Source organism: Candidatus Poribacteria bacterium (genome assembly GCA_016866785.1).
Classification (GTDB): Bacteria; Poribacteria; WGA-4E.
This window is the reverse complement of record VGLH01000007.1, coordinates 1-23,133: the sequence shown is the minus strand read 5'-3', so window position 1 is coordinate 23,133 and position 23,133 is coordinate 1. Positions and strand designations below refer to the sequence as shown.

The window sequence follows — 23,133 nt, the reverse complement described above, 5'->3', positions numbered from 1 at the left end:
TATCGAGTGCGTTTTGCGGCTTGCCATCGGTTCTACGCCGCCGCCCGCGGCGTCACTCGGTGGGAGGTCTTGCCAGCAGAAGGAGCGCTGAGAAGAAGCACCTGAGCTCCCGTCGGTCACCAATGCAATCGTCCATAACATCCCTCAATCGCAAGGTGCGTATGTCAGCGTTTACGAAGTCACGTCGGTTCGCGGAAACCCCCCTTCCGATGTCGGAAGACTCGCGGGAACGAAAGGAAGAATCTGCGATGCGAAAGTACCTTAAGCAGGGCATGTCCTTCGCCTGCTTGCTGGTTCTGGTGCTTTTCGGCGTTGCGGGGTCGACCCAGGCTGCGCTGATCGACAGCGTACTGGCAGCGGATGGATCGACTTCGGGCAAGGTCGGCAGCACGATCCTCGTCCAGGGCTCCGGCCTGACGCCCAACACGACCCTCGGTCGTGTGACGATCGGAGGCATCACGCTGACGTCGGCGTCCAACAACCTGCTCGCCATCACGGGCAGTCTGAGCGGCGACGACAGCGTGGTGACCAACAGCTCCGGCTCCTACCGCTTTCAGTTCCGTCTACCGGCGGTGAGCGGCGGTCAGCAGTTCCTGCGGGTGGGTGGAACCCAGGCGACCACGGCGTTCACGATCCTGCCGCAGATCACCAGCGTCTCGCCCTTCGCGGCGCGCGTCGGCGAGTCGGTCACGGTCACCGGGAACGGGCTCAAGTCGGGTGACAACAAGGCGAAGGTCAGCCTCGGCGACGTGGCCCTCGCGGCGGGAGTCGCCTCTTCCACCTCCAGCCACGCCGACAACCTGAACAAGGACGCGACCGTCAACGCCGACGGGACGTTCTCCGTCGTTATCGCGCTCAAGTCGGTTGCCCGCGCGACGACGACGAGCGGTGTCGTCGGCGTGACCGTGGTCGACAAGAACGTCGGCGGCGACCTGGCGGCGACGTCGAACTTCCGCGTCATCTCGAAGGTCGCGTCGATCGACAAGACGTCGCGTCTCGTGGGCGAAGCGCTCGTCGTCAAGGGCGAGGGCTTCCCGGGTGGCGCCAACGTTACCGTCGTCACTCCCGGCCGCACATCGACGGTCGCCGCTTCGGCGCTCGGCGTTGTCGACCTGAGCACGACGGTTGCCGAAGCGCAGTACGCCGCGACGGCGAACACGGTAACGATGCAGGTCGTCGGTGAGGCGGACACGTTCTCGGACGCCGGCGGCGTGACGGTCAACGTGAGCGCCGGATTCAATGCCGCGTCGGTGCAGTCCGGCACAGCGGGCACGACGGTCATCATCGACGTCAAGGGCTTGAACAAGCGGGGCGGCGACACGAACGCGACGTGGGATGAAGACGTCAACATCACGTTCGACGGCATCGCCGTGACTGCCACTGCCCATGCATCCGACAACGCTGCGGATGCCAACGGGACGCGCGTCGTCCAGTTCGCGGTTCCGAGCGTTGCCACGAGCGGTGTCAAGTCGATCACCGTGACAGGCAAGGTCTCTAGCAAGCCGGCGACCGTTAGCGGGTTCGTCTACTCGAATCCGGGTCTGGGCGCGTCCATCGCGCTCGACAAGTCCAGCGGCGCTGTCGGCGACACTTTGACGCTGACGGGCTTCGGATTCGTCCCGCTGACGAACCTTGGCAAGGTCACGTTCGGCAACATCGATTACGTCGTCACCCCGACCGCCACCGTCGGCACCGTCACGGGTACTGATGTGACGAGCGACGCCAACGGTATCTTTAAGGTGACGTTCCCGGTGCCGGCTTCCGTGCCGCAGTCAACCGCTGGTTCGAAGCGAGTCGAGTTGACCGGAGCGGTCACGAACATCGTCTCCTTCTCTGTCTCCGCGAGCCTGACGAAGGTCTGGGTGAACAGCCCTGAGCCCGGCGCGGGACTCGCGGCGGACGCCAAGTCGGCGATTCGGAACTCGAACGTCATCAACTTCCGCGCGCGTGGGCTCGCCGCCGGTGAGACCGTCAAGGTCGAGATCGGCACGTACGCGCAGAACGTGACGGGCGTAGACGCCAACGGTGAGCTGCTCGGAAGCGTTCAGGTGTGGAACCTGTCGGCGGGCGACAAGACCGTGAAGATCACGGGATTGTCCTCTGGCGGAAGCGCGAGCCTAGCGAACCCGGTATCGATGAAGAGCGCCATCACCGCGTTCCTGAAGCCGGTGCCGGTGGTCGTCGGGTCGATCATCACCTTCACGGGCGACGGGTTCCCGGCGAGTACTGCCATCAAGGTCCACGTCAAGGACTACACGGGCGGGATCGCCGGTGCCAACCTTCAGGAGAACGTGACGATCGGGACGACCGACGCGGCTGGCGGGTTGGCGGGTTCGCTGACGGTCGCCAACAACGCCAAGACGCGCCGCCTGATCGAGATCCAGGGCGCTGTTGCCCTGATCCACGGCGCCACGACGACGATCGGCGGCTCGACGATGGAGTTCACCGTCGAAGCGTCGTCCGCGAGTCCGATCCTGTCAGCAGTGAATCCCGCGACAGGCTCCAACTCGGCGCCGGGCGGGACGACGATCCAGGTGACGGGAACCGTCGGTACCCCCGCGATCGTCAACCTCGGCAACCTGTTCTTCGGCGGCACGGCGATGCTCAAGGCGGTGGATTCCAGCAATACGCGGAACTCCCTCGCCGCGACGACGGGGTCCATCGACGACCAGAGCCGCATCATCACGGCGGCTGATGGAACCTTCGTCGTGACGTTCGTCGTTCCGTCGCGCGCTGGCGGCGCTGCGGACGTCAGCGTCGGCGGGTTCACGGTGCCCTTCACGGTGTCGCCGCGAATCACCAAGCTGAACGACTCCACCGGCAACATCACGGACAAGGTCAAGGGCGACACGATCAAGGTCGATGGTGATGGCTTCGGCGCGAACGAGTCCGTCCGCATCGACTTCGGGTCGACCAGTGGGATCGCCACGACGTCCTCGAACGCATCGGGCGTTCTGACCGCCGTCACGTTCACGATTCCCGCGCAGGCTGGTTCCAGCTCGGGCATCGCGGTGAAGGCGACGGGTCTGACCTCGACGCTGACGGCGACTTCGGCGAACACGGTTCTCCTCAACGCCAAGATCACGCTCTCCTTCTCCACCGGCGCCCCGGGCGACCAGGTGAAGGTGTCGGGCGTTCACTTCGGCGCCAATGAGAACCTGCGCGCGAGTGTCGCAGGCGGCGAAGTGGGGCTGATCGGCGCGTCCGATGGGACGGGGAGCTTCAACAGCCTCCTCATGAGCCTGCCCGCCCTTGCTGCTGGCGCCTACTCCGAGACGACGACCGGTACCGCTACCAACAGCGGTCTGTCCGTCTGGGGCGACATCTCCGGTCGTCGCAACACGGTCGCGTTCAACATCGTCGCGGGCGTGCTGAACGTCAGCCCGGGCAAGGCGAAGATCGGCGACACGGTGACGATCACGGGCGCCGGCTTCACCGGCAGCTCCGCCGTGACGGTCATCTTCGAGGGGCAGTCGGCGACGACGCAGATCAGCGGCGCGAGCCTGCTGGCTGGCACGACCGTCAAGGTCCTCGGACAGGACGTTGCGTCGAGTGCAAGCACGGACGGCTTGGGACGGCTGGTCGCGAGGTTCGTCGTTCCCGCCGGCATTCGCGGCGGCACGACGGGCATCCGCGTCCAGAGCCTGCTGACCGGCACGCTCACGTCTGAAGAGGACTCGGCGTCGATCCTAATCCAGCCCTCGGTCACGCTCACGACACTGGGCAACATCGAAGTCGGCGATACGGTTACCTTCACCGGCAACGGTTTCGGCGCGAGCGAAGCCCTGGAGCCGAAACTCGGCGGAGTCGTCCAGTCGTTCGCGTCCGGCGGCGCGTCCGCGGCGGACACCAACGGCGCGTTCTCCACGTCGATCACGGTGGGCAGCCTTGTCGCAGGCGGCAAGACGCTGAGCGTGTTGGGCAAGACGCTCAATGAGAGCGCCAGCTCGGCGACGGATGCGCTGAAGATCCTGCCGCTTCTGACCGAGATCCAGGTCGGAGGGTCGGCGAAGGCGAAGTTCAACAGCAACCGTGGCTTGACCGAGGGTGCTACGCCGGTCTCGGTCAGTATCGGAAGCACGGTGACGGTCATCATCAAGGGCATGCCTGCGGGCGCGTCCTTGGCGCGACTCACCAACCCGGGTATCGCCGACGCTGGCGCCGCATTCGATGGCGGGAAGGCGCTGACGTTGTCCGGTGTGGCTGGGTCCAACGGCGACATGAGCGCCAGCTTCGTGGTCCCATCCGAGCTGAACGCGGGCCTGCTGAGCCTGGCATTCAAGGGGGACTCGATCCTCGACTTCGCTGGGCAACTGGCGAGCCTCGTCAAGATCACCCCGTCGATTGCCGTGTCGCCTTCGAGTGGCGCGAGCGGAACGACGATCACGGTGAGCGGCAAGGCATTCCGACCCAGCCAGCTTGTGTCAATCTCCTATGCGGGAATCGTTCAGCGGACGGCTGAAGTCGCGGCGAATGGCGAGTTCAGCGCCCAGATCACCGCTGGGACGACGACCGCCGGATCCGTGACGATCTCGGCGACCGACAGCGGGGACGCGACGGTGACGGCAAGCTCGTCAGCGTTCGTCTTCAGCCCGACCGGCACAGCGGCAACGCTGACGGTCACGAAGTCGGACAAGTCGTCCTTCACGGACGCCGGCAGCGACGGTGCGCCGGACGTTCAGGTTGGCACGACGGTGCGCGTGGTCGGCGCCGGGTTCAGCGCCAACGCCAGTACCGGCGTGCTGCAGCTCGGGACAATCACGCTGACTCCAGCGAGCGCTGGAGTCGGGATCGTGTCCGGGGCGACGATCATCGCCGACGGCGCAGGGGCGTTCGAAGTGACGTTCACGATGCCTGAGGCGCCAGCCGCAATCTACGCACTGGCGTCCTCGAGCGTCCCGACGGCGCGGACGAACGTCCAGATCGTGCCCAAGGTCACGATCTCGGCGGCGACGGCGAGCGTGAAGGTCGGCGGCATCGTGACCTTCAGCGGTACCGGGTTCAAGGCGAACGGCGCCACCTACGAGGTGTTCTCGACAACCCGCTTCAACAAGTGGTCGATCGTCGACGGGACCTCGACGGCATGGCTCCGGTCGGACAACCTCCAAGTCACCCGCTCGGACGCCTCGAAGGCTGCCGACAGCCAGGACGCGATCGCCGCAGGACGCGGAACCATCTCGACCACGAACATCACCGTGGCTGAGGGCATCCTGCAGTCCGGCTACATCGTGGCGAACGCCAACGGCTCGTTCGACGCCAGCATCAAGGTCCTCGATCTCCCGACGAACGACTACTTCGTGAAGGTCGGCGGCTTCACCTCCGACAAGTTCACAGTCGTTCCGAACCTGACGGGCATCGAGAACTTCTCCGTGCCTGGCGTGACGCAGCCGGATGCCGACTTCAACGGCGTCCTCGAGGCGATCAGCCTGCGCGGCGGCGTCCTCGCGGACGTGATCGGCGTCGGCGTGACCGGATTCCCGGCAAGCGGCGCTCTCACCGTGAAGCTCGGCGCTGACGCGGCGACGTCGTTCGTGACGAGCGGTACGGACAGAACGCCGGTCGCCGCAGCCGTCGCCAACAGCTACGGCACCACGGTCGCCTACTTCCTCGTTCCCAGCACGATCGCCGGTGGCGTGAAAGCCATCGAGATCGTGGGTCCTGGTGACAAGAAGTCGAGCGGCCTGTCGCTCGAGATCCTGCCCAGCGCGACGCTGACTGGCAGCGCGACGGTCAACGTCGCTGACGTCCGCACGATCTCGCTGGTCAACATGGGCAGCGGCGAGCAGGTCGCGATCGACTTCGGGAACAATCCAGTCTTCGATCAAGACATCGCCGACTCCGCCGGCAAGAAGTCGGGCGACGGTAGCCACAAGACGAGTTCCGGCGGCGCCCTGACGCTGAGCGTCAAGGTTCCGACGAAGGCTGCGGGCGCGCGCGACATTCGGTTGCGCGGCGTGACGACGGGCGTGCATGGGTCTGCCAAGATCACCGCCCCCATCGTCACGGTCGTCATCACCGGCAAGATCACCGATCCGTCGGCGGTCGTCGGAGCAAAGGCGATCGGCGACAAGGTCACCGTCAAGGGCAACGGCTTCGGCGCTGGCGAGACCGTGACGGTGTCGCTCGGCAACACGACCCTCGGGTTCAAGAACCCGCAGTCGACGACTGCCGCCGCCGACGGTACTTTCAGCATCGACTACATCGTCCAGGCGTCTGACGCCGGCTCCGGCGGCAGCGCAACGAAGTGGTTCCGCGCCGTCGGTTCCGCCTCGGCGGTCATCGCCGAAGCCACCGCGGCGACGGTCACCACAACACCCGTGATCAGTTCTGTCTCGCCGTCGGATGCTCAACCCGGCTCGACGATCTTCGTCACCGGTCAGGGCTTCCCGGCTAGCCAGGCCGTCACGTTCACGTTCGGCGGCTCTGCCGTGCCAGGAGGCGTTGGCGGACTCGTCAGCCCGTCCACGGTGACGACCGACGCGATCGGATCGTTCAGCGCATCGATCCGGCTGGACAAGGACTCTATCCCAGCCGCCGCAACCGCCGGCGTCAAGTCGATCGTCGCGACTGCAGGCACAGGAACTGCGACCTACGGCACGTTCTTGCTCTCGACCCCAGGGTCGGGTACAGCGATCACGCTGTCTGCCACGACGGTTCTGCCGGGGGACACGATCACCGTGAAGGGCGTTGGCTTCGCGTCGAACACGACGGTCGGCGCGATCCAGATCAGCTCGCTGACGTCGGCGGGTGAGCAGTACACCGACGTGCTGTTGAGCTCGGTCACGCTCGGGACGCAGATCGGCAACCAAATCATCACGAACGCGAATGGCGTGTTCGAAGCCAAGTTCGCTTGGCCCACGAGCGGCATTCACGCCACGGAGACGGTTAGCCGAACCAAGAACGTGCGCGTCGGCGCTGCGACGGCGGTTGCCATGACGCTCTTGACCAAGCAGGCGCTGAACGTTGCCGCGGGCGCTCCGGGCACGGCTCTGGTTGTGACCCTGACGGGCTTGAAGGCGGACACGAACTACGGTTCGATCACCTTCGGCGGCACGAGCGTCCAGACGACCTCCGTCTCGACGGGCGTCCGCGAGGGCAGCGACCCGTTCACCGTCAAGAGCAACAGCAACGGCGTCATCGTCGCGACGATCAGCGTTCCGACGCGGTCGAAGCTCGCCGGCTACCCAGTCGCCACGACGGTGCTGACGGTGTTCAACACGGCTGGAACGTTCGAGATCAAGGGCGCGCGGATCACGAAGGTCGATCCGGCGTCGGTTGAACCGGGCGGGCGCATCGTCGTCGAGGGCGATGGCTTTGCGGCGAGCCAAGCGATCCTGACCACGCAGGTCAAGGTCGGCGGGTTGAACCCGACGAGCATCAGTGACCTCAACAATCCTGCTGCCGGTACCCTGACGGCAACGGCAAATGGGACGTTCAAGCTAGCGCTTGACATACCCCCGGTTCCCTACGGGAGCCAGGCGATTGTCGTGGATGTCGGCACGGATCAGGTTGCGTCGGGGTCTGTGAGTGTCGTCGCGGGTGTCCGCTCAGTCCTCGCCAACGGCGTCCCTGGAACCGTATCGACCCCGTCGGGTTCCTTTACGCCTCCTGAGGCGCGCAAGGGCGAGGCGATCGTGATCAACGCCGTCGGCTTCGCGGGCGGCGAGACGGTCACGGCGACGGTGAACGGCACGTCGTTCAGCACCATCGCCAAGAGCGACGGAAGCATCGTCCTGTCGTTCTCGGCGCCGGAGCATGCGTTCGGCGTGACCGACATTCAGCTCCGTGGCACGACCTCGGGTCAGGCGCTGAATTCGGCGACGGAACGTCAGCTCGCCTACAAGATGATACCGTCGGCTGCTGCTCCCAGCCCCGCCAATGGAACCGTCGGAACCGCATTCACGGTCTCCGGCTCTGGGTTCCCGGCGGGCGCTACGGCGAGCCTGCGGTTCGACGGCGACGGTGGCGCGGTCGTGGCGACGGCGGTCGTCCAAGCGAACGGTGCGGTTGCGCTGAGCGCGACGGCTCCGGCGACGACGATGGGCGCGAAGGCGCTAGTCATCTCCGTCGATTCGACGAAGCCGGCGACGAACCCGTCGTTCACGGTCAAGCCAAAGATCACGCTGTCACCCAACAGCGGCGCGTCCGTCACGTCGTTCACGATCACAGGTACCGGGTTCCCCGGTGGTGATGCCGTCACGTTCACGATCGTTGACCCGGCCACCAGCCTTGGGTCCGCCCTGACAGACGGCGGCGGCGCGTTCACGGTCGTCAAGACGATGCCGGTCACGGTGCCGTTTGGCGCGCGGACGATTCGCGCTGCCGGCACTGGCACGGGTAACGTCGATGCGACGTTCAACGTCGGCGGCTCGCTGACCATCACCCCGACGAGCGCGAACGTGGGCGGACTCATCAGCCTGCGGGCGACGGGTTACGCGGCGAACACGATCGTCTACGTGGAGGTCAAGGGCATCCGCGTTGCGACGACGTTCACGGATAGCACCGGCGCCTTCTCCGGTGTCCAGTTCTCCGTGCCGGCAGTCCCCGGCGGACCGGTCCAGTTGATCGCCCGTGAGGGCACGGGCTCCAGCCCGCTGTCGCTCGGCGACACGATCACGATCGGTCAGTCCGTGGCTGTTTCGCCGACGACGGTTGCTCCGGGCAACATCGTGTCGGTGACTGGCTCCGGGTTCGGCGCCAGTGAGTCGCTGACGGTCAAGTACGACGGTCAGGTCGTGCCGGCGGTGTCCGGCGGGACGACGGGAGCCGATGGTCAGTTCACGCTGACGTTCTCGGTCCCGAACCGCCCGTTCTCAGCGTCCAAGACGGTTGAGGTCATGGGTGCCACGACCGGGTTCGCGAAGTCTGCGACGGTGACGCTCTCCGGCGCGCTCGTCAGCATCGTGTCCACGCGGACGGGTGCTGCGACCGGCACGCCTGGTGACACGATCGTCGTGAGCGGCGTTGCCAACCCGTCAACGAACCTCGGGAACCTGTTCTTCGCCACTCAGGTCGTCACAGGCCTGACGGCGACGACGGGTCAGATCGTGGGCGCCGACCAGATCATCACGAACGTGACCGGGAACTACGCCGTTCAGTTCACGCTGGCTGACAAGATTGGCGGGACGTACCTCGTGACGGTCGGTGACCGAAGCACCGTGTTCACGGTGGTCGGCGGCGTCACGGTGACGAGCATCAACGGTGATGCCACCAAGACGACCTCGGCTGCGCGTGGCGATATCGTCGCCATCGCGGGCAAGGGCTTCAATCCCGGTGAGACGATCCGGGTGAAGGTCGGGTCCGCTGGTGCCGAGGCTACGGTGGAGACGTCGCCGCTGGTCGTCACAACCGACGCCAATGGCTCGTTTGCCGCAGTCACGTTGAAACTGGGCGATCTGCCCGGTGGCGCGATCAACGTCATCGCGCAAGGGCTGCTGTCGTCTGGCACGGCGAAGCTGACGCTCCCGTCGGCGGTGTCGCAGCCTGCAGCCGACGCCAAGCTGCCTGTCACGATGGGCAGCGAGGTGACGGTGAAGGGCACGCTCTTCACGGCGAACAGCGCTCTGACGTTCAAGGTCGGGTCGACGACTGCTGAGGCAGTCTCCGGTGCGACCACGGACGCCAAGGGTGACTTCAGCGCCGTCATCAAGGTTCCTGCCGTCGTCAACGGCGTGCAGGCGATCACGGTCAGCGACGCGGCGGGTCTGACGATCACCGTCGCCCAAGCGCTCCACATGAACGCCAGCCTGAGCGTCACGCCGGCTACCGGTACGCTTGGCACCGAGGTCACCGTCAAGGGGTATGGCTTCGCAGCCGACCAGAACATGACGATCGACTTCGGCACGATCGCAAACTTCGCCGCGCCTAAGGCGACGGCGAGCGGAACGATCGAAGTCAAGGGCACCATCAGCGCGGCTCAGACCGCAGGCGCGCGCGTCGTCGTGACGGCGAAGACCGACACCGCGGCACTCGCGACCAACGACACGTTCGTCTACCTGAATGCGATCGAGGCGGTTTCGGTGTCGCCCACCACGCCTGCGAAGGCTGGTGTTGCGATCACCGTGACGGCTCAGATCGGCAGCGCGTCGAACGCGACGTTCACGATCACTGGTGTTGCTGGAGCTAAGGACGTCGCCATGGCGACGGACGCCAGCCCGGCAACCCCGGCGCCTGCAGGCTACAAGGCGGTCAAGGGCTCATACACGGTCAAGGATGGCGATGACGTTTCCAAGGCAGCCGTCACGGTCACGTCGACGGACGCTTCTGGGAAGACGTCCAGCGCCACCGCGACTGGTACGGTCACAATCGACACGAAGCTTGCGATCACCGCATCGAGTCTGGAGCCCGCCGAGGTCCGCAACGGCTTGACGTTCACCGTCAAGGTGACCACTGAGGCCGGCGCCAAGATCACGGCGGATGTCTCGACGGTTGACAGCACCAAGACGGCTGCCGTCAACCTGACGGAGAGCGCCACGACTGCCGGGTCGTTCTCGGCGGATGTTGCGATCAGCTCCGACTCGACGTCCGCGAGCGGCGACAAGGTCGTGAAGGTGACGGTCACCGACGCGGCAGGTAACACCGCGAGCGCCGAGCTCAAGGTTCGTCTCCAGAACGAGACGACCTACACGGTCAGTCTCCATGCAGGCGTGAATCTGGTCAGCGTGCCGGTCAAGATCAAGACCCTTGCCCGCGCAAGCGACCTGTTCAAGCTCCTTGGTGGCGACGAGTTCGTGAGCGTGGTGATCCTCGCGGATGCCGCTGGCAAGTTCCAGCCGTTCACGTCGGCGGTCGAGGTCGGATCTCCGTCTGACCGTGCGATCAGCGACGGAACGGGTGCGATCGTCGTCATGAAGAAGGCGAATAGCGTCAAGGTCACCGGCGGAATGCTGAGTGAGACCGTCGCACTCAACAAGGGACTGAACGTCGTCGGCGTGACGCGCTCTGGCGCGGTCGCGACGGCGAGCGCCATCAAGGGCCTGGCTCCCGACGCGGTCAGCGTCGTGATTGCCGAGTCCGGTGGGCAGTTCAAGCCTGTGAGTGCCGCAGCTGACGTCAGCGTCTCCGGTGGTGCGGCGTACCTCGTCAACGCGACGACGGCGGCGACGCTGACGTTCAAGGGCGGCGCTTGGATGAACTCGGCGTCTGCCGCGCCCGTTAGCTCCGTCTACAACGCCGATGCGACACCGGTCTTCGTGATCGACGGTACGCTGGCGCGCGAGGATAACGCTCGCGCAGTCAACGGCATCGACGTGACGGTCACGAACCTGCGGTCTGGTCTGACGTTGTCCGAGGCTTCCGGGAACACGGCTGGCAACGGTCGATACGCTGCCACGTTCGTGAACCTCGGCTCCGGCGATGCGGACTTCCGCGTAGGTGACACGCTCGAACTGCGCGTCACCGACGGTAGCGGAACCTTTGGTGGCGTCAAGCCGGTGCGGCACACGATCACTTCCGAGGACGTGCGTCGCGGACATCTGGACATGGGTTCGATTCTCCTGAGCGTGGTTCCGGTTCAGTCGGCTCTGATGCCGAACTACCCGAATCCGTTCAACCCGGAGACCTGGATCCCGTTCCAGATCGCTGAGAGCGCTGCGGTTCGGATCACCATCTACAGCCCGGCTGGCGAGGTGGTTCGAACGCTCGATCTCGGCGCGCTGCCGGCTGGCACATACACGACACGGTCCAAGGCTGCCTACTGGGATGGCACCAACGAGACTGGCGAGCGCGTTGCCAGCGGTCTCTACCTCTACCGCATCGAGGCTGGTTCCTACAGCGCGATGCGCCGGATGGTCATTCTGAAGTAGTCGCCTTCCGACCCTAACCCCAACCGCGCGGGGCAGCGCCGAGCAATCGGCGAGCCCCCGCGCTCACGCCATACGCAGAGCATCCGCTTCGCCCTGCAAAGTCCGGGCTCGTCTTGGTTTCGGAGACGAGCCCGGATTCGGCGCGAATAGACGGCTAAGAGCTCGCTCAGTTCGGTTCGACATCGCGTACGTGGTTGCGTCCGGCTCGCACGAGGACTTCTTTCCATCTATGCAACTCCGCGTCCGCGCGAAGAGCTTCGTACCCCATCGAAGGAACGTCACGCCGGTGTGCCGTCTTGGTGCCAGCCCGGGTGACTCGGTCTAGCAGGAGGCAACGCATGAGGTCTTTCCAGAGGCGGTTCCCGCATCTCGTCTATGGGAGCTTGCTCCTTGCACTCCTCTTGTCGCTTCCGGCCCAGGCGGCACAGGTTCTCGTAGTCAGCGGAACCGTCACGAAGGCTGACGGAACTCCTGCCGCCTCCGGTCTCGACGTCGCGATCTCTAACCCGACGGCTGCGACCCGGCTGGGACATGACGTCTCGGTGACCGAAAAGACGGCTGCCGGCGGAACCTACTCCGCTCTCCTGGTCACGAACTTCGTCGAGGACGTTGCCGCCGCCGGCGACAACATCTCCGTGGCGATTCGCCAGGGCGGATCGACGCTCGGAGAGGCGAGCGTCGCCTTGTCTGCCGCCGATGAGACGAACGCCAAGGTCACCGTCAATGTCAAGCTGTCTGGACTTCTGGTGACTTTGAGCCGGTCGATTCTGCCGGGCGATGGCAAAGCCACTGCGACCGTCACGGCGACGGTGGTCAACCGAAGTGGCGCGGCTGTCACCAACGACACGCTGACCGCAACAGCGACCGCCGGGACGCTGACAGCCTTCACGCACACGGCTGGTGGCGTCTACACCGCGACCTACACCGCCGCGTCCGTGGCGACAACGACTTCAGCGCGTCTGACGGTCACGTCGGCTGCACTGTCGACGTCGTCCGTTTCGGACGTGTCGCTCGTCGTTGCGAGCGGCGAGGTTGGTGAGCCCGGCGTGTCTGGGCCCGTGCTCGCCGTGTCCGGGCTCGTCACGTACGTCGATGGCAAGTCGCCCGTCGCCGCGTTCGAGAACCTCACGGCTGAGGTTTCGCTGCGGGCTCTGAAGGAGACGCAGACGATAGGCTCGGCGGGAGGCGGGAAGTTCTCCGTGGCGTTCGTGAGCGCGACGGGCGGCGTGGTGACATCCGGTGATGTCGTCACCGTCAGGGTCTTGCAGGGGAGCACCGTCGTCGCAGAGAAGAGCGTCATCGTCTCGTCAAGTGCGGTGACTGCGGGAGCCCTCGACCTAGGAACCCTCGCCTCGAGGCTGACGCAGCCCGAAGCCACGAGCACGGTGCTCGCCGTGTCCGGTCAGGTCTACTACGCCGACGGCTCGACGATTCTATCGGCCACTGAAGGCGCGTCGGTGCGCGTCGAGGTGCGCGGACTGCAAGAGACGCAGACTCTTGGAAACGCCGGCGTCGGCAAGTTCTCAATCGCATTCTTCAACGCGACACAGCCAGTGGTTGCGACGGGCGACACAATCACCGTCGTGGTTCTCAAGGGCGGCAAGGCAGTTGCCACCGTGACGTCCAAGGCGACCGCCGCCCAGGTGACTGCCGGAGCCATCGACGCCGGCAAGATCGTCACCTCGCTGAATCCGTCGACGATCACCCTCGCAGTGACTGGAACCGTCAAGAACGCAGACGGGACATTGGCAGCATCCGGCACGCAGATCCGGGTGACCAACTCGTCACGACCGTCGGCGGGTGTCGCGACCAGCACTATCGGCGTGGCGGGAGCCGGCAAGTTCGGCGTCGTGTTCTTCGACGCCCTCGGCGAGCCAGTCGCCCAGACCGGCGACGTGCTCGTGTTCGAGGCGATCAACGCCGCAGGGACTTCGGTCGGACGCAGCAAGGTGACCCTGACTGCCGCGCACGTCCTCGGCGCGTCGGTCAATGTCGAGTTCAAGCTCACGGGCCCTGTGTCCGTCGGCGGGTTGGCGATCGACGTCCCCAACTACATCCGCATGCTCCAGAAGACTCTCGCGACTGTGGTCGAGGCTCCTGAACTCGACGAGTCGACGAGGGCGCTGATCAAGAGCCTGCTGCCTCAACTGGTCCGCGACGGCTCGCTCCTTGGAATCGCCGTCCCGGTGTTCCCGGCGACGCTCGATGAGAAGCCGACGGCTCCGGTGCTTGTTCCTGATCCGACGGACCTCGACCTCGAGAGTTTCGGCAACCCGTTGTTCGTTCCGCTGCTGGATGCGGCGAACGAGAACCCCATCGGGTTGGCGGACAACTCGTTCCGAGTTCCGGTGTCCCTCGTTGGCAACAAGCTGAACCTCTACGTTCGCGGCGGAACGGACTCCGGGATTTCGGTCGCCCTGAAGCCGACCGCAGGCGCTTCGATTCCTGCGTCCATGCGCGATGTCACGGCGAGCGGGACGTTCGACTACCAGTTCACGACTGACGAGGAACAGCTCCTTGCCGTTCTTCCGTCGTGGCCCGGATCGACGAGCAACCCAGTCGCAGGCGTGACGCTCTACCTGTCGGACAGCGGCAGAGGCGGTCCCTATCGTACGGTTCCGCTGACGAAGACGACGTTCCGGGCTGGCTCGCATCGCCGCACCGGCTGGGCTGTCACCGAGACGCTCAACGCGGGACGCGTCTACCACTACTACTACCGCATCAAGCTCACGAACCCGATCCCGATCAGCACGCTCCCCGCGTCGTTCACCAGCGAGTGGGCGGTGCCGGACGTCCGCAACATCCAGTTCGAGGATCGCGGGTTTCCGACCTCCACCGACCCCGAACTCCGGCGTCCGTTGCTCGACTCCGTCGCGCTGCGGATTCAGCCCATCGTCGGGGCGCTGGTCAAGGACGTCGAACGCGAGGCGATTCGCATCGCTGAGAACGCCGTCCTGAACGATCCTGCCATTCAGGCTGAGATCGCCAACGATCCTGAGGTGCGGGCGATTCTGCTGGCGCGCATCCAGAGCGATCCGTCGCTGCAGGCGGCGATCATCAACAATCCGGCGGCACGGTCGGTCATCCAGAGCCGGCTGCAGACGGATGCGACGATCCAGCAGCAACTGCTGTCGGATCCCGCGATCAAGTCGGCGTTGGAGAGCAACGCAGTCGTTCGGGCTAGGGGCAACCAGATTGCCACCCAGGTCGCAACCGAACTGGCGAGCGATCCGGCTGTCGTGAAGGCGGCGAACGACGCTGCGCAGGCGACGCTGCTGTCCGGCGGAACACCGGCGCAGGCGGAGGCAGCAGCGAAGGCAGCCGCGGAAGCCAAGATCCGCGAGTTGGCTCCTCCCATCGTGACGGCACGCCTGAACGCGGCGCTACCGGGATTGCTGGGCGATCCGACGGTCGCTGCCGCGATCCTGCCGCTCGCCGCGCCGAAGATCCTGCCGGTGGTGGCTCCGGACCTCGTGCCGGTGGTCGGCAACGACATCCTGCCGCTGGTGCAGGCGGACATTCAGCCGATCCTGATCGCCAAGTACGGGGCACGGTTCCTGAACCAGGCGCTCGCGAACGTGGTGGGCGATCCATCCGCGCTGATCGCTCGCGCTCAGGCAGAGCTGATTCCGTTCGGCAACAAGGTGACGGCGGAAATCCAGCGCACGATGGAAGTTCCGCTCGTGTCGAAGTTCACCGTTCCTGCCGCGGCTGGTCTGTGGGTCGCGACCTTCGACCTCGAGACCGTGGGAGACGGTAACTACACCGTCGAAGTCATCGCTGGAACCGACAATCGACTCGTGGCGAAGCCGCTGCGAATCGACCGTTCCGCCGGAGAGGTCACGAGCCTGACGGTCGCTCCGAACCGGGGCGCCGCGTCCTACATTCGGTCCGCTGACGGAGTCCAGGTCGCGACGGCTCTCGACAAGAGCGGCACGCTTGGGCTCGCTGCCAAGATCACCGGTGACGCCGAGGGCGGCGTGTTCCAGATGCTCGGTATCGAGAAGGACGCCGCGAAGCAAGCGCAGCGCATCTGGCTGCCGGTCAACCAGACGGCGATCCTGATCGCCTCGGCGCTCAAGTCCGCTGGCGTCGCAGCCGACAAGGACGATGCGTACGACATCGCGCTGCTCGCCGTCGTGCTGACGGATCCGAAACTCATCGCCAAGCTCTCCGTCCTCGAGCCGGATGGCGTCGCGACCTTCCTCGCCGGGTACAACGCGCTCTCGGCATCGAAGAAGGCTGACGTTCAGGCGGCGGCGGATATCGTACGGCGCGCGGTGATCGGTCAGGACCTGGTTGCAGCGGGCGCGGCACTCAGCCTGAACTTCGCCACGCTACAGGAGTACGCGGGGCTCGTCGCCGCGCTCCGTACCCTCACACCGACGTTCCCAGGACTGAGCGGGTCGGTGAACATGCTGTTCCCGCCGTCCGGGCAGTACGCGCTGAGAGCGTTGCCGGTGGACCAGTTCGGCAACTTCGGGCCCTACGGCTCGTCGGTTCGAATCGACATCGTGCCTCCGGACGCGGACGTGATCCGCGTGTCGAAGCTGTCCATCGGGGATCAGAACGGTGACGGGAACGATCAAGGTCCGTTCGAGTCGATCAGCGTCGCCGCAGATGGCAAGGTGGACCCGGCTGCGTTCCGCATCTGGTCCAACACCAAGTCTCTGGCGACGACGATCACGGTTCAGACACGGACGGCACACCCGCTGAGCGCGGCAACGCTGCAGCTCTCGGTCGACGGCACGACCTGGACGAACATCGGTTCGCTCACGTCGGCTCAGTTGGCGAGCGCCAAGGCGGGCGACACGTTCACGCTGAACTACACGCCGGCGTTCGCCGCGAGCGTAACGACGGCGTCTCTGCGTGTCGTGACCACGAATGCGCTGACGGTCGTCGGTACGAGCGTCGTCACGGCGCTGTCGGTCGACAAGAACCCACTGGCGATCGAGCCAGAGGTTCTCAGCTTCACGGTCACGCGGGACGCAGGTTCGACGCCTAGCCCCGACAGCGGCGGCGAGCGCGGCACGCTGATCGTGACCGCCAACACGGCGGCGTTCACGGCTCCTGCCATCCTCGCCATGGGCATCGAGCTCAGCACCGACGGCGGGAAGACCTTCGCGCCTCTCGGCGCCAGCCTCGGCGGGCCCGAGGGCGGCTTGATCATCAAGTCGACCCCAGTGACCGGCGCGCAGAACACGGTCGCGTGGTCGGCGAAGTGGGATACCACGAAGGCGAAGGACACCGTCGAGAACAAGTCCCCCGAGGCGCGCGACGCCACGAAGGACGACAACCCGTACATCCTGCGGATCGTGCCGGCAGACGCCGCTGGAAAGACCTATCCGGCGAGCAAGACGGTCACGGTCGCGGTCGACAACGTGGACGACGTGTCCCCGGCAGCAGGCACGGTGATCGCCACCGTCGAGCGCCAGGCGCGCGTGTTGACCGCTTGGGAGCCCGCCGTCAGCGCGGACGGCAAGAGCATCGTCGTTCGCGCGAAGGCGCGGTTCACGGCGGTCGTTGCTGCCAAGGCAGCGACGTACGCGGGCGGCAAGGTTCTGCTCGCCAGCGTCAAGGCGGACAACACGGTCGATAGCGTCGTCGGCGAACTGCCGGCTGCCGAAGGACCGGAGTACCGGTTCGAGGTGGACAGCACGGCGTTCGCCAACGGCACGTATCGTCTTGCGGTCTTGGCGGTTGACGCCGCAGGGAACCGAGAGGCGGTCGCAGCCGACGCCGTGAAGTCCGTCGAGGTGCGGAACATCCTCGTCGCCAAGGACCCCGAAGTGCTGGCAAAGACCCGGATCGTCAAGACCGGCGTTTTCGACGTCAAGCGCCACCTTGGTATGACGCCGGAGGATCGACCGCTGGCGGGTTCTGCCGTCATTGAGATCGATGCGCCGTTCGCCGACATTGCCGGGCTGTTCATCGCCGCAAAGGCGGAGGACGTTTCGGAGGAAGTGCTGCGCGCGGTCAACCCGTCGAAGCCCGATGCGCCGATCGCCGCCATGCATGTGCCGGGCGTGAAGGCTGCCGGCTCCGACACCTTCCGCTTCACGGTGGATACCAAGAAGCTACCCGAGGGGGCATCCGTAGCGCGGATCGTGTTGGGCGGGAGCCCGAACGTCTTCGTGCCTGCGGCGCCGATTCTCGTCGACAACACCGCGCCGGCGCTCGCATTCGTCGCTCCGGCAGCCGGAACGACGGTCGGAACGCGGCCCTACGTCTGGGCTGCTTACTCCGACGCGTCGACGGTGGTGCAGTTGACGTTCGGACTCGCGGACCTGAAGGGCAGCGTGGTCGATGTCGCTTTCGGAGACACCGAGAAGGCTCTTGCTGGCGACAGCAAGGGCGCGAACGCGACAGCTACCCGAATGGTCTACTCGCCTGAGTCCCGACTCAAGCCGGGACCGCACACGGCGAACGTGCGCGTCGTCGATCGCGCCGGGAATCCGGCGACGGCTGCCATCAGCTTTGTCGTCGAGACGGACACCACGGCTCCGCGCATTTCGTCGTTCGCCCCGACGGGCACGACGACGACCAAGCGCCCGAAGGTGACCGTGGCGTTCTCCGACGACATCTCAGGTGTTGCCGCCGCGGGCGTCTCGATCAAGATCGACGGCGTTGCCGGCTCCACCGTCCTCAAGAAGGCTGACGGCACGGACGCGGCAGCCGGCTCGGCGCTGCTGAGCGGCTCCGCCGTGTTCACGCCGAACGCGGACTTGAAGGCGGGCGAGTACGTCGTGAGCGCCGTGGTCACCGACGTGGACGGCAACAGCGTCCCAGCGGTTTGGCAGTTCACGGTCGTCGAGGACAAGGAGAAGCCGGTGGTCACGGCTGTTTCGCCCACGGGCATCGTCCCGCGGACGGACGCCACGCTGGCGGTCTCCTTCACCGATGCCTCGCCGGTCACGGTGACGTTCCGCCTCGACACCGAGGCGGCGCAGCAGGCCGGTTCCCGCGTCGATGACTCGCGCTGGACCCGCGCCGTCAGCGGTCTGACGCAGCGACAGTACACCGTGATCGCGTACCTTACGGACGCGAACGGCAACGTCGCCTCGGTCGAGTGGACCTTCACGGTCGAGCTCGACCGCGACGCGCCAGCCATCACCGCGCACTCGCCGACCGGATTCGTCGGAACGCGCAAACCGACGATCCTTGTGTCCTACTCCGACAGCGGCAGTGGCGTGAAGGCTGACGCGGTGACGCTCGATGTCGACGGCAAGTCGGTGACCCCGACGGCGAAGGACACGAGCCGGTTGGTCTACACACCGACGTCAGACCTCGCCACAGGCTCCCACGTCGTGACGGTCTCCGTCGCCGACATGCTCGGCAACGCCACGTCCGTCAAGTGGGAGTTCTCGATCGAGACGACGCCGCCGAGCATCACATCAGTGGTTCCGGCGCCAGGCGGGAAGATCCGAGGCAACGAGAAGGAACGCTCTGACGTGATCGTCAGCGCCTTCTACTCGGACAACCAGGCTGGCATCGACAAGTCGTCGGCGTCGCTGGTCGTGACGTCTGAGGGCAAGGAAGTCGCGGGAACCGTCGCTCAGGAGGCGAGCGCGGTCACTTGGCGGCCCAGCGCGACCCTCGCGCCGGGCGTCTACCGCGCGGCCGTAGCCGTCGCTGACACGGTGGGCAACGAGGCGGAGCATAGCTGGCTGTTCATGATCGAAGACGAGCAGGTGATCGCCGGCTCGTCTATGCGGATCGTGCCGAACCCGTTCGATGCGGAGACCGCTCTCTGGTTCTCGCTCGGACAGGAGTCGGACGTGACCGTGCGCATCTACGACTTCAGTCAGCGCTTCGTCGCAGAACGCCATGACCCAGGCCTGCTGCCGGGCGTTCACAAGCTGGCGCTCGGAGCTCGGATCGCCGACTTCGGTCGCGGCGTCTACTTCGCTCAAGTGACCATCGAGTCCCGCTTCGGCGGAGAACGTGTCGTCAAAGTCCTGAAGATGGCGAAGGTTCGCTAGCCACACGCGGGCGTCCCGACGCGTGTCGGGACGCCCAGCGGTCGGCTGGTACGCCGAAGGGACGAGTTAGCACAAGGAGCGTGCAATGCCAGTTCGCAAGCAGTGGCGCAAGGTGGGCGCCGTGGCGATCCTGACCTACGCCCTCGCGGGCATTTGGGGAACGGCACACGCGGCTAAAGAGAACGCCGGGGCTTGGTTGTTGGAGCCGGTCGGCGCGCGCGCCATCGCTCTTCAGGCCTACACCCCCCTGTCCGACGATGTCGCGAGCGTGTCGCTGAACCCGGCGGGCCTCGGCAAGATGGGCCGCGTCGAAGCGCTGTTCTACACGCGCGAGAATTCCTACGACATCCACGAGAACTACCTCGCGGCCGTGTGGCCCAAGGTCGGGCCTGGAGCCATCGGCGTCGCTTGGCGGAACGCCGGAGCCGGTGACAGCGACGATGCGCCGTTCATCTATACGGATCCGACGGGTGCCGACATCGGTCGCGGTCAGTACAGCGCCAACGCCCTCACGTTCGCCTATGGAATCAAGGCGAACGATGACATGCAGTTGGGGATCGGAATCGACTACGCACTCGACTCGTTCAGCGGCCTGGACGGCACAGCCTATGCGGACGATGCCGACGGTTCGGGGTTCGGCGGGCTCAGCCTGGGACTCGCTGGGAGTATCCCTGATCTGCTCCAATACGGCGTGAGCGTGCGCAATCTCGCCGGTTCGCTGGGCGAGGATTCATCCATTCCTGTGACGATGAGCGCAGGCGTCGCCACGGTGACTCCGGGGAGGCGCTCGGTCCTGCTCTCGATGGACGTCGAGAAGCAGTTCGTCGAGCTCGAAGAGCGCACGTTGTTCGTTCGCATGGGGGCAGAGTATCGAATCGCCCCGGTGGCGCTGCGACTGGGTACGAGCCAGAGCGCCGATCGCAGCCGATGGTTCGCGGGATTCGGGGTCAGCATCGCCGACATCCGAGCCGACTATGCGTTCCAGTTCATCAATCGTACCGCACGAGGCCTCGAAGATGTCCCGAGGCACTTCGTGTCGCTGTCGTACGCGTACTGAGTTCATGACGACCCCGAAAGGAGCGAACCCAATGACGTTCTCTTTGCCGCGCTGGCGGCGGCTGCGTCCGCTGGCGATCGCGCTCGTGTCGATCACGGTCGCTGGCGCCGTTCCGGTGATTGCCCAGAAAATGCAGACCGTCGTCGTCAAGAAAGGCGACACGTTGTGGGCGATTGCCAAGCAGTACTTGGGCAATGGCGAGAAATGGCGTGCTGTCCATGAAGTCAACAGAGACACCGTCAGCAATCCGAACCGCATCAGCCCCGGACAGGTGCTGAACATTCCGGGAACTCAGGCGGCGGAGGAGCCGGTCGTTATCAAGGAGACGCCCGACGCCATCGAGATGCCTGTGTCCTCGGTTGAGAAGATGCTGCGGGACATGAACGCCCGGTTGGAGCCGCTGACTGCCGATCTCGCTGCCATGCGCGCGCGCCTCGAGAAGCTGGAAGCCTCGCTTGGCATGCTGAGTGAACACGCGGCGAAGGCTTCTGTTCCGGTTGTCGCTGACACGGCGGCAATCGAGAAGCGTCTCGCGAAGCTGGAAAAAGCCCTGGGTGGGCTGTTGTCCAAGAAGGACCTCAAGCAACTCGTCGAGGAACACGGCGGGATGCAGAGCGGCGCGGTCAAGGAGACTGCTGCGGAGGTCAAGGCGCTTCGAGCCGAGCTTGGCGTGTTGAGCAAGTCGGTTGAAGCCCAGGTGCACATGCAGCACAAGGCTGTCGAGGAACTGAACGCCAAGATGTCGGCGATGCCGATGCACGGCGATCAGGCAACAGAGAAGAAGAACCGAGGGATCGTCGGTCTCGTGTCGACGCTGGCGGTGGGTATCGCGTTCCTGGCGGTCTCCGCTTCTCAGTAGACGGCGCAGTAAACGTAGTGTTGACGTAGTGTTGGCGGCAGGGACGCATTGTTTGAGCGTCCCTGCCGTCTTGCTGTTCAGAGGAGCGTCGATGTCTCTTCCCTACGACCGTCGGTTCGAACTGCGCGGCGACCGGACGTCCGGGGACACGGACGAGGTCGGGCTCTTCCTGGCGTGGATCGGAGGCAAGCGATGCGTCGCGATCGAGCTTTCAGGCGGACCAAGCGACATCGCGGTTCGCAAGACCGAACGCGGCGTCGCGCTGGCACGGCACATGCGCGTGCCAATCGTCGTTGCTGGGAACCCGTCTGGCTCGGTCGGTCTTCCGAACGCCGTCGTGACGGCGCTGGTCGGCGCAGACACGCCAGTACTGGGAGTGATCCATCCAGGACATGACGACCTGCGCAGCATTTCGGACTTGTCGATCGTGTCGGAGTCGGTGGACGACATCGACTCCGACTACCGATTTCGACCCTCGGCTCCGTCGACCTTGCGGAAAGCAATCGCTCGAGCTCTCTCGGCGGCGGTGTTCGATCCCGCGCTGCTCGAGAGGCAACGGTCGGCGAGACTGCAGGCAAAGTCTTCCTAAGCCGGTGCTGGCGCGGTCTTGGGTCAAATCGGCTTGACAAGCCGTGGTGGGCTACCTACAATTACCCCTGCGCTTCCCAGCGCCATGCCGGATTGCGCTTACGGTCACGACGCTGGCGTAGCTCAGTGGTAGAGCGGCTGATTTGTAATCAGTTGGTCGGGGGTTCAAATCCTCTCGCCAGCTCCATTAGCGCGGTCTGGCGGCAGACGACTGGTTCGCAGTGGGCGTCGGACGGGGAGATACCCAAGTGGCCAACGGGAACAGACTGTAAATCTGTCGGCGCATGCCTTCGGAGGTTCGAATCCTCCTCTCCCCACCACTCACCGGTCCAGTCGAACGGGACGCCATCAGGAAGGTCGTGTTGCGTCCCATGGGCGATGTCGAGTCGCGCGATAGGCGGGAATAGCTCAGTGGTAGAGCGACAGCCTTCCAAGCTGACGGTCGCGGGTTCGAGTCCCGTTTCCCGCTCCACTTCGTTTCGCTCTGTGATCGGGACTTGCCGGGTCGTGGCGTCGTGAGACACGCCGACGTAGCTCAGACGGTAGAGCACGTCCTTGGTAAGGACGGAGTCACCGGTTCGATTCCGGTCGTCGGCTCCAACTCAGAACTGCCGTCCCGCCAGCGGAATCCCGAAGTACTGGCCCGATGGGGAGATTCGTGAGCGCGCGACCCGTATGGGCGCTGCCGAAGAAACACTGGTAAGGGGTATTCGAGGATGGCGAAGCAGAAGTTCGAGAGGACGAAGCCTCACGTCAATGTTGGGACGATTGGTCACGTGGACCACGGGAAGACGACGTTGACGGCGGCGATCACGAACGTTCTCTCCAAGCGGGGGATGGCGA

The 23,133-nt window shown here is 65.3% G+C and carries 6 protein-coding genes and 4 tRNA genes; all 10 read left to right on the top strand.

What is annotated here, in order from left to right; all coding sequences use genetic code 11:
• The first annotated feature begins 122 nt into the window (after positions 1-122).
• Entirely contained in the window at positions 123-11,804 is an 11,682-nt protein-coding gene (locus tag FJZ36_02035) for a hypothetical protein (GenBank protein ID MBM3213680.1), read from the top strand.
• Between the two features lie 338 nt (positions 11,805-12,142).
• The gene (locus FJZ36_02030; protein ID MBM3213679.1) at positions 12,143-19,786 is read left to right on the top strand and encodes a hypothetical protein; all 7,644 of its coding nucleotides are present in this window, start codon (positions 12,143-12,145) and stop codon (positions 19,784-19,786) included.
• Between the two features lie 85 nt (positions 19,787-19,871).
• The gene (locus FJZ36_02025; protein ID MBM3213678.1) at positions 19,872-20,843 is read left to right on the top strand and encodes a hypothetical protein; all 972 of its coding nucleotides are present in this window, start codon (positions 19,872-19,874) and stop codon (positions 20,841-20,843) included.
• Positions 20,761-21,702 carry a LysM peptidoglycan-binding domain-containing protein gene (locus tag FJZ36_02020; protein MBM3213677.1) on the top strand — a complete coding sequence of 314 codons (942 nt, stop codon included), beginning with the start codon at positions 20,761-20,763 and terminating at the stop codon, positions 21,700-21,702. Before FJZ36_02025 ends, FJZ36_02020 begins: the two co-directional genes overlap by 83 nt.
• Positions 21,703-21,793: 91 nt before the next feature.
• Positions 21,794-22,291, top strand: a complete 498-nt coding sequence (locus FJZ36_02015) for a hypothetical protein (GenBank protein MBM3213676.1) — start codon at positions 21,794-21,796, stop codon at positions 22,289-22,291.
• Between the two features lie 111 nt (positions 22,292-22,402).
• Positions 22,403-22,477 (top strand) — tRNA-Thr (locus FJZ36_02010).
• Between the two features lie 47 nt (positions 22,478-22,524).
• Positions 22,525-22,610 (top strand) — tRNA-Tyr (locus FJZ36_02005).
• A 77-nt stretch (positions 22,611-22,687) separates the two neighbouring features.
• A tRNA-Gly gene (locus FJZ36_02000) sits at positions 22,688-22,762 on the top strand.
• A 52-nt stretch (positions 22,763-22,814) separates the two neighbouring features.
• Positions 22,815-22,890, top strand: a tRNA-Thr gene (locus tag FJZ36_01995).
• A gap of 116 nt (positions 22,891-23,006) precedes the next feature.
• A partial coding sequence (gene tuf, locus FJZ36_01990; GenBank protein ID MBM3213675.1) for an elongation factor Tu occupies positions 23,007-23,133 on the top strand: 127 nt, incomplete at its 3' end.

Excerpts from the sequence above, each read along its gene's own strand:
- FJZ36_02035 (MBM3213680.1), top strand. The coding sequence starts at position 123 with ATGCAATCGTCCATAACATCCCTCAATCGCAAGGTGCGTATGTCAGCG.
- FJZ36_02015 (MBM3213676.1), top strand. The coding sequence starts at position 21,794 with ATGTCTCTTCCCTACGACCGTCGGTTCGAACTGCGCGGCGACCGGACG.
- FJZ36_02030 (MBM3213679.1), top strand. The coding sequence starts at position 12,143 with ATGAGGTCTTTCCAGAGGCGGTTCCCGCATCTCGTCTATGGGAGCTTG.
- FJZ36_02020 (MBM3213677.1), top strand. The coding sequence starts at position 20,761 with ATGCGTTCCAGTTCATCAATCGTACCGCACGAGGCCTCGAAGATGTCC.
- FJZ36_02025 (MBM3213678.1), top strand. The coding sequence starts at position 19,872 with ATGCCAGTTCGCAAGCAGTGGCGCAAGGTGGGCGCCGTGGCGATCCTG.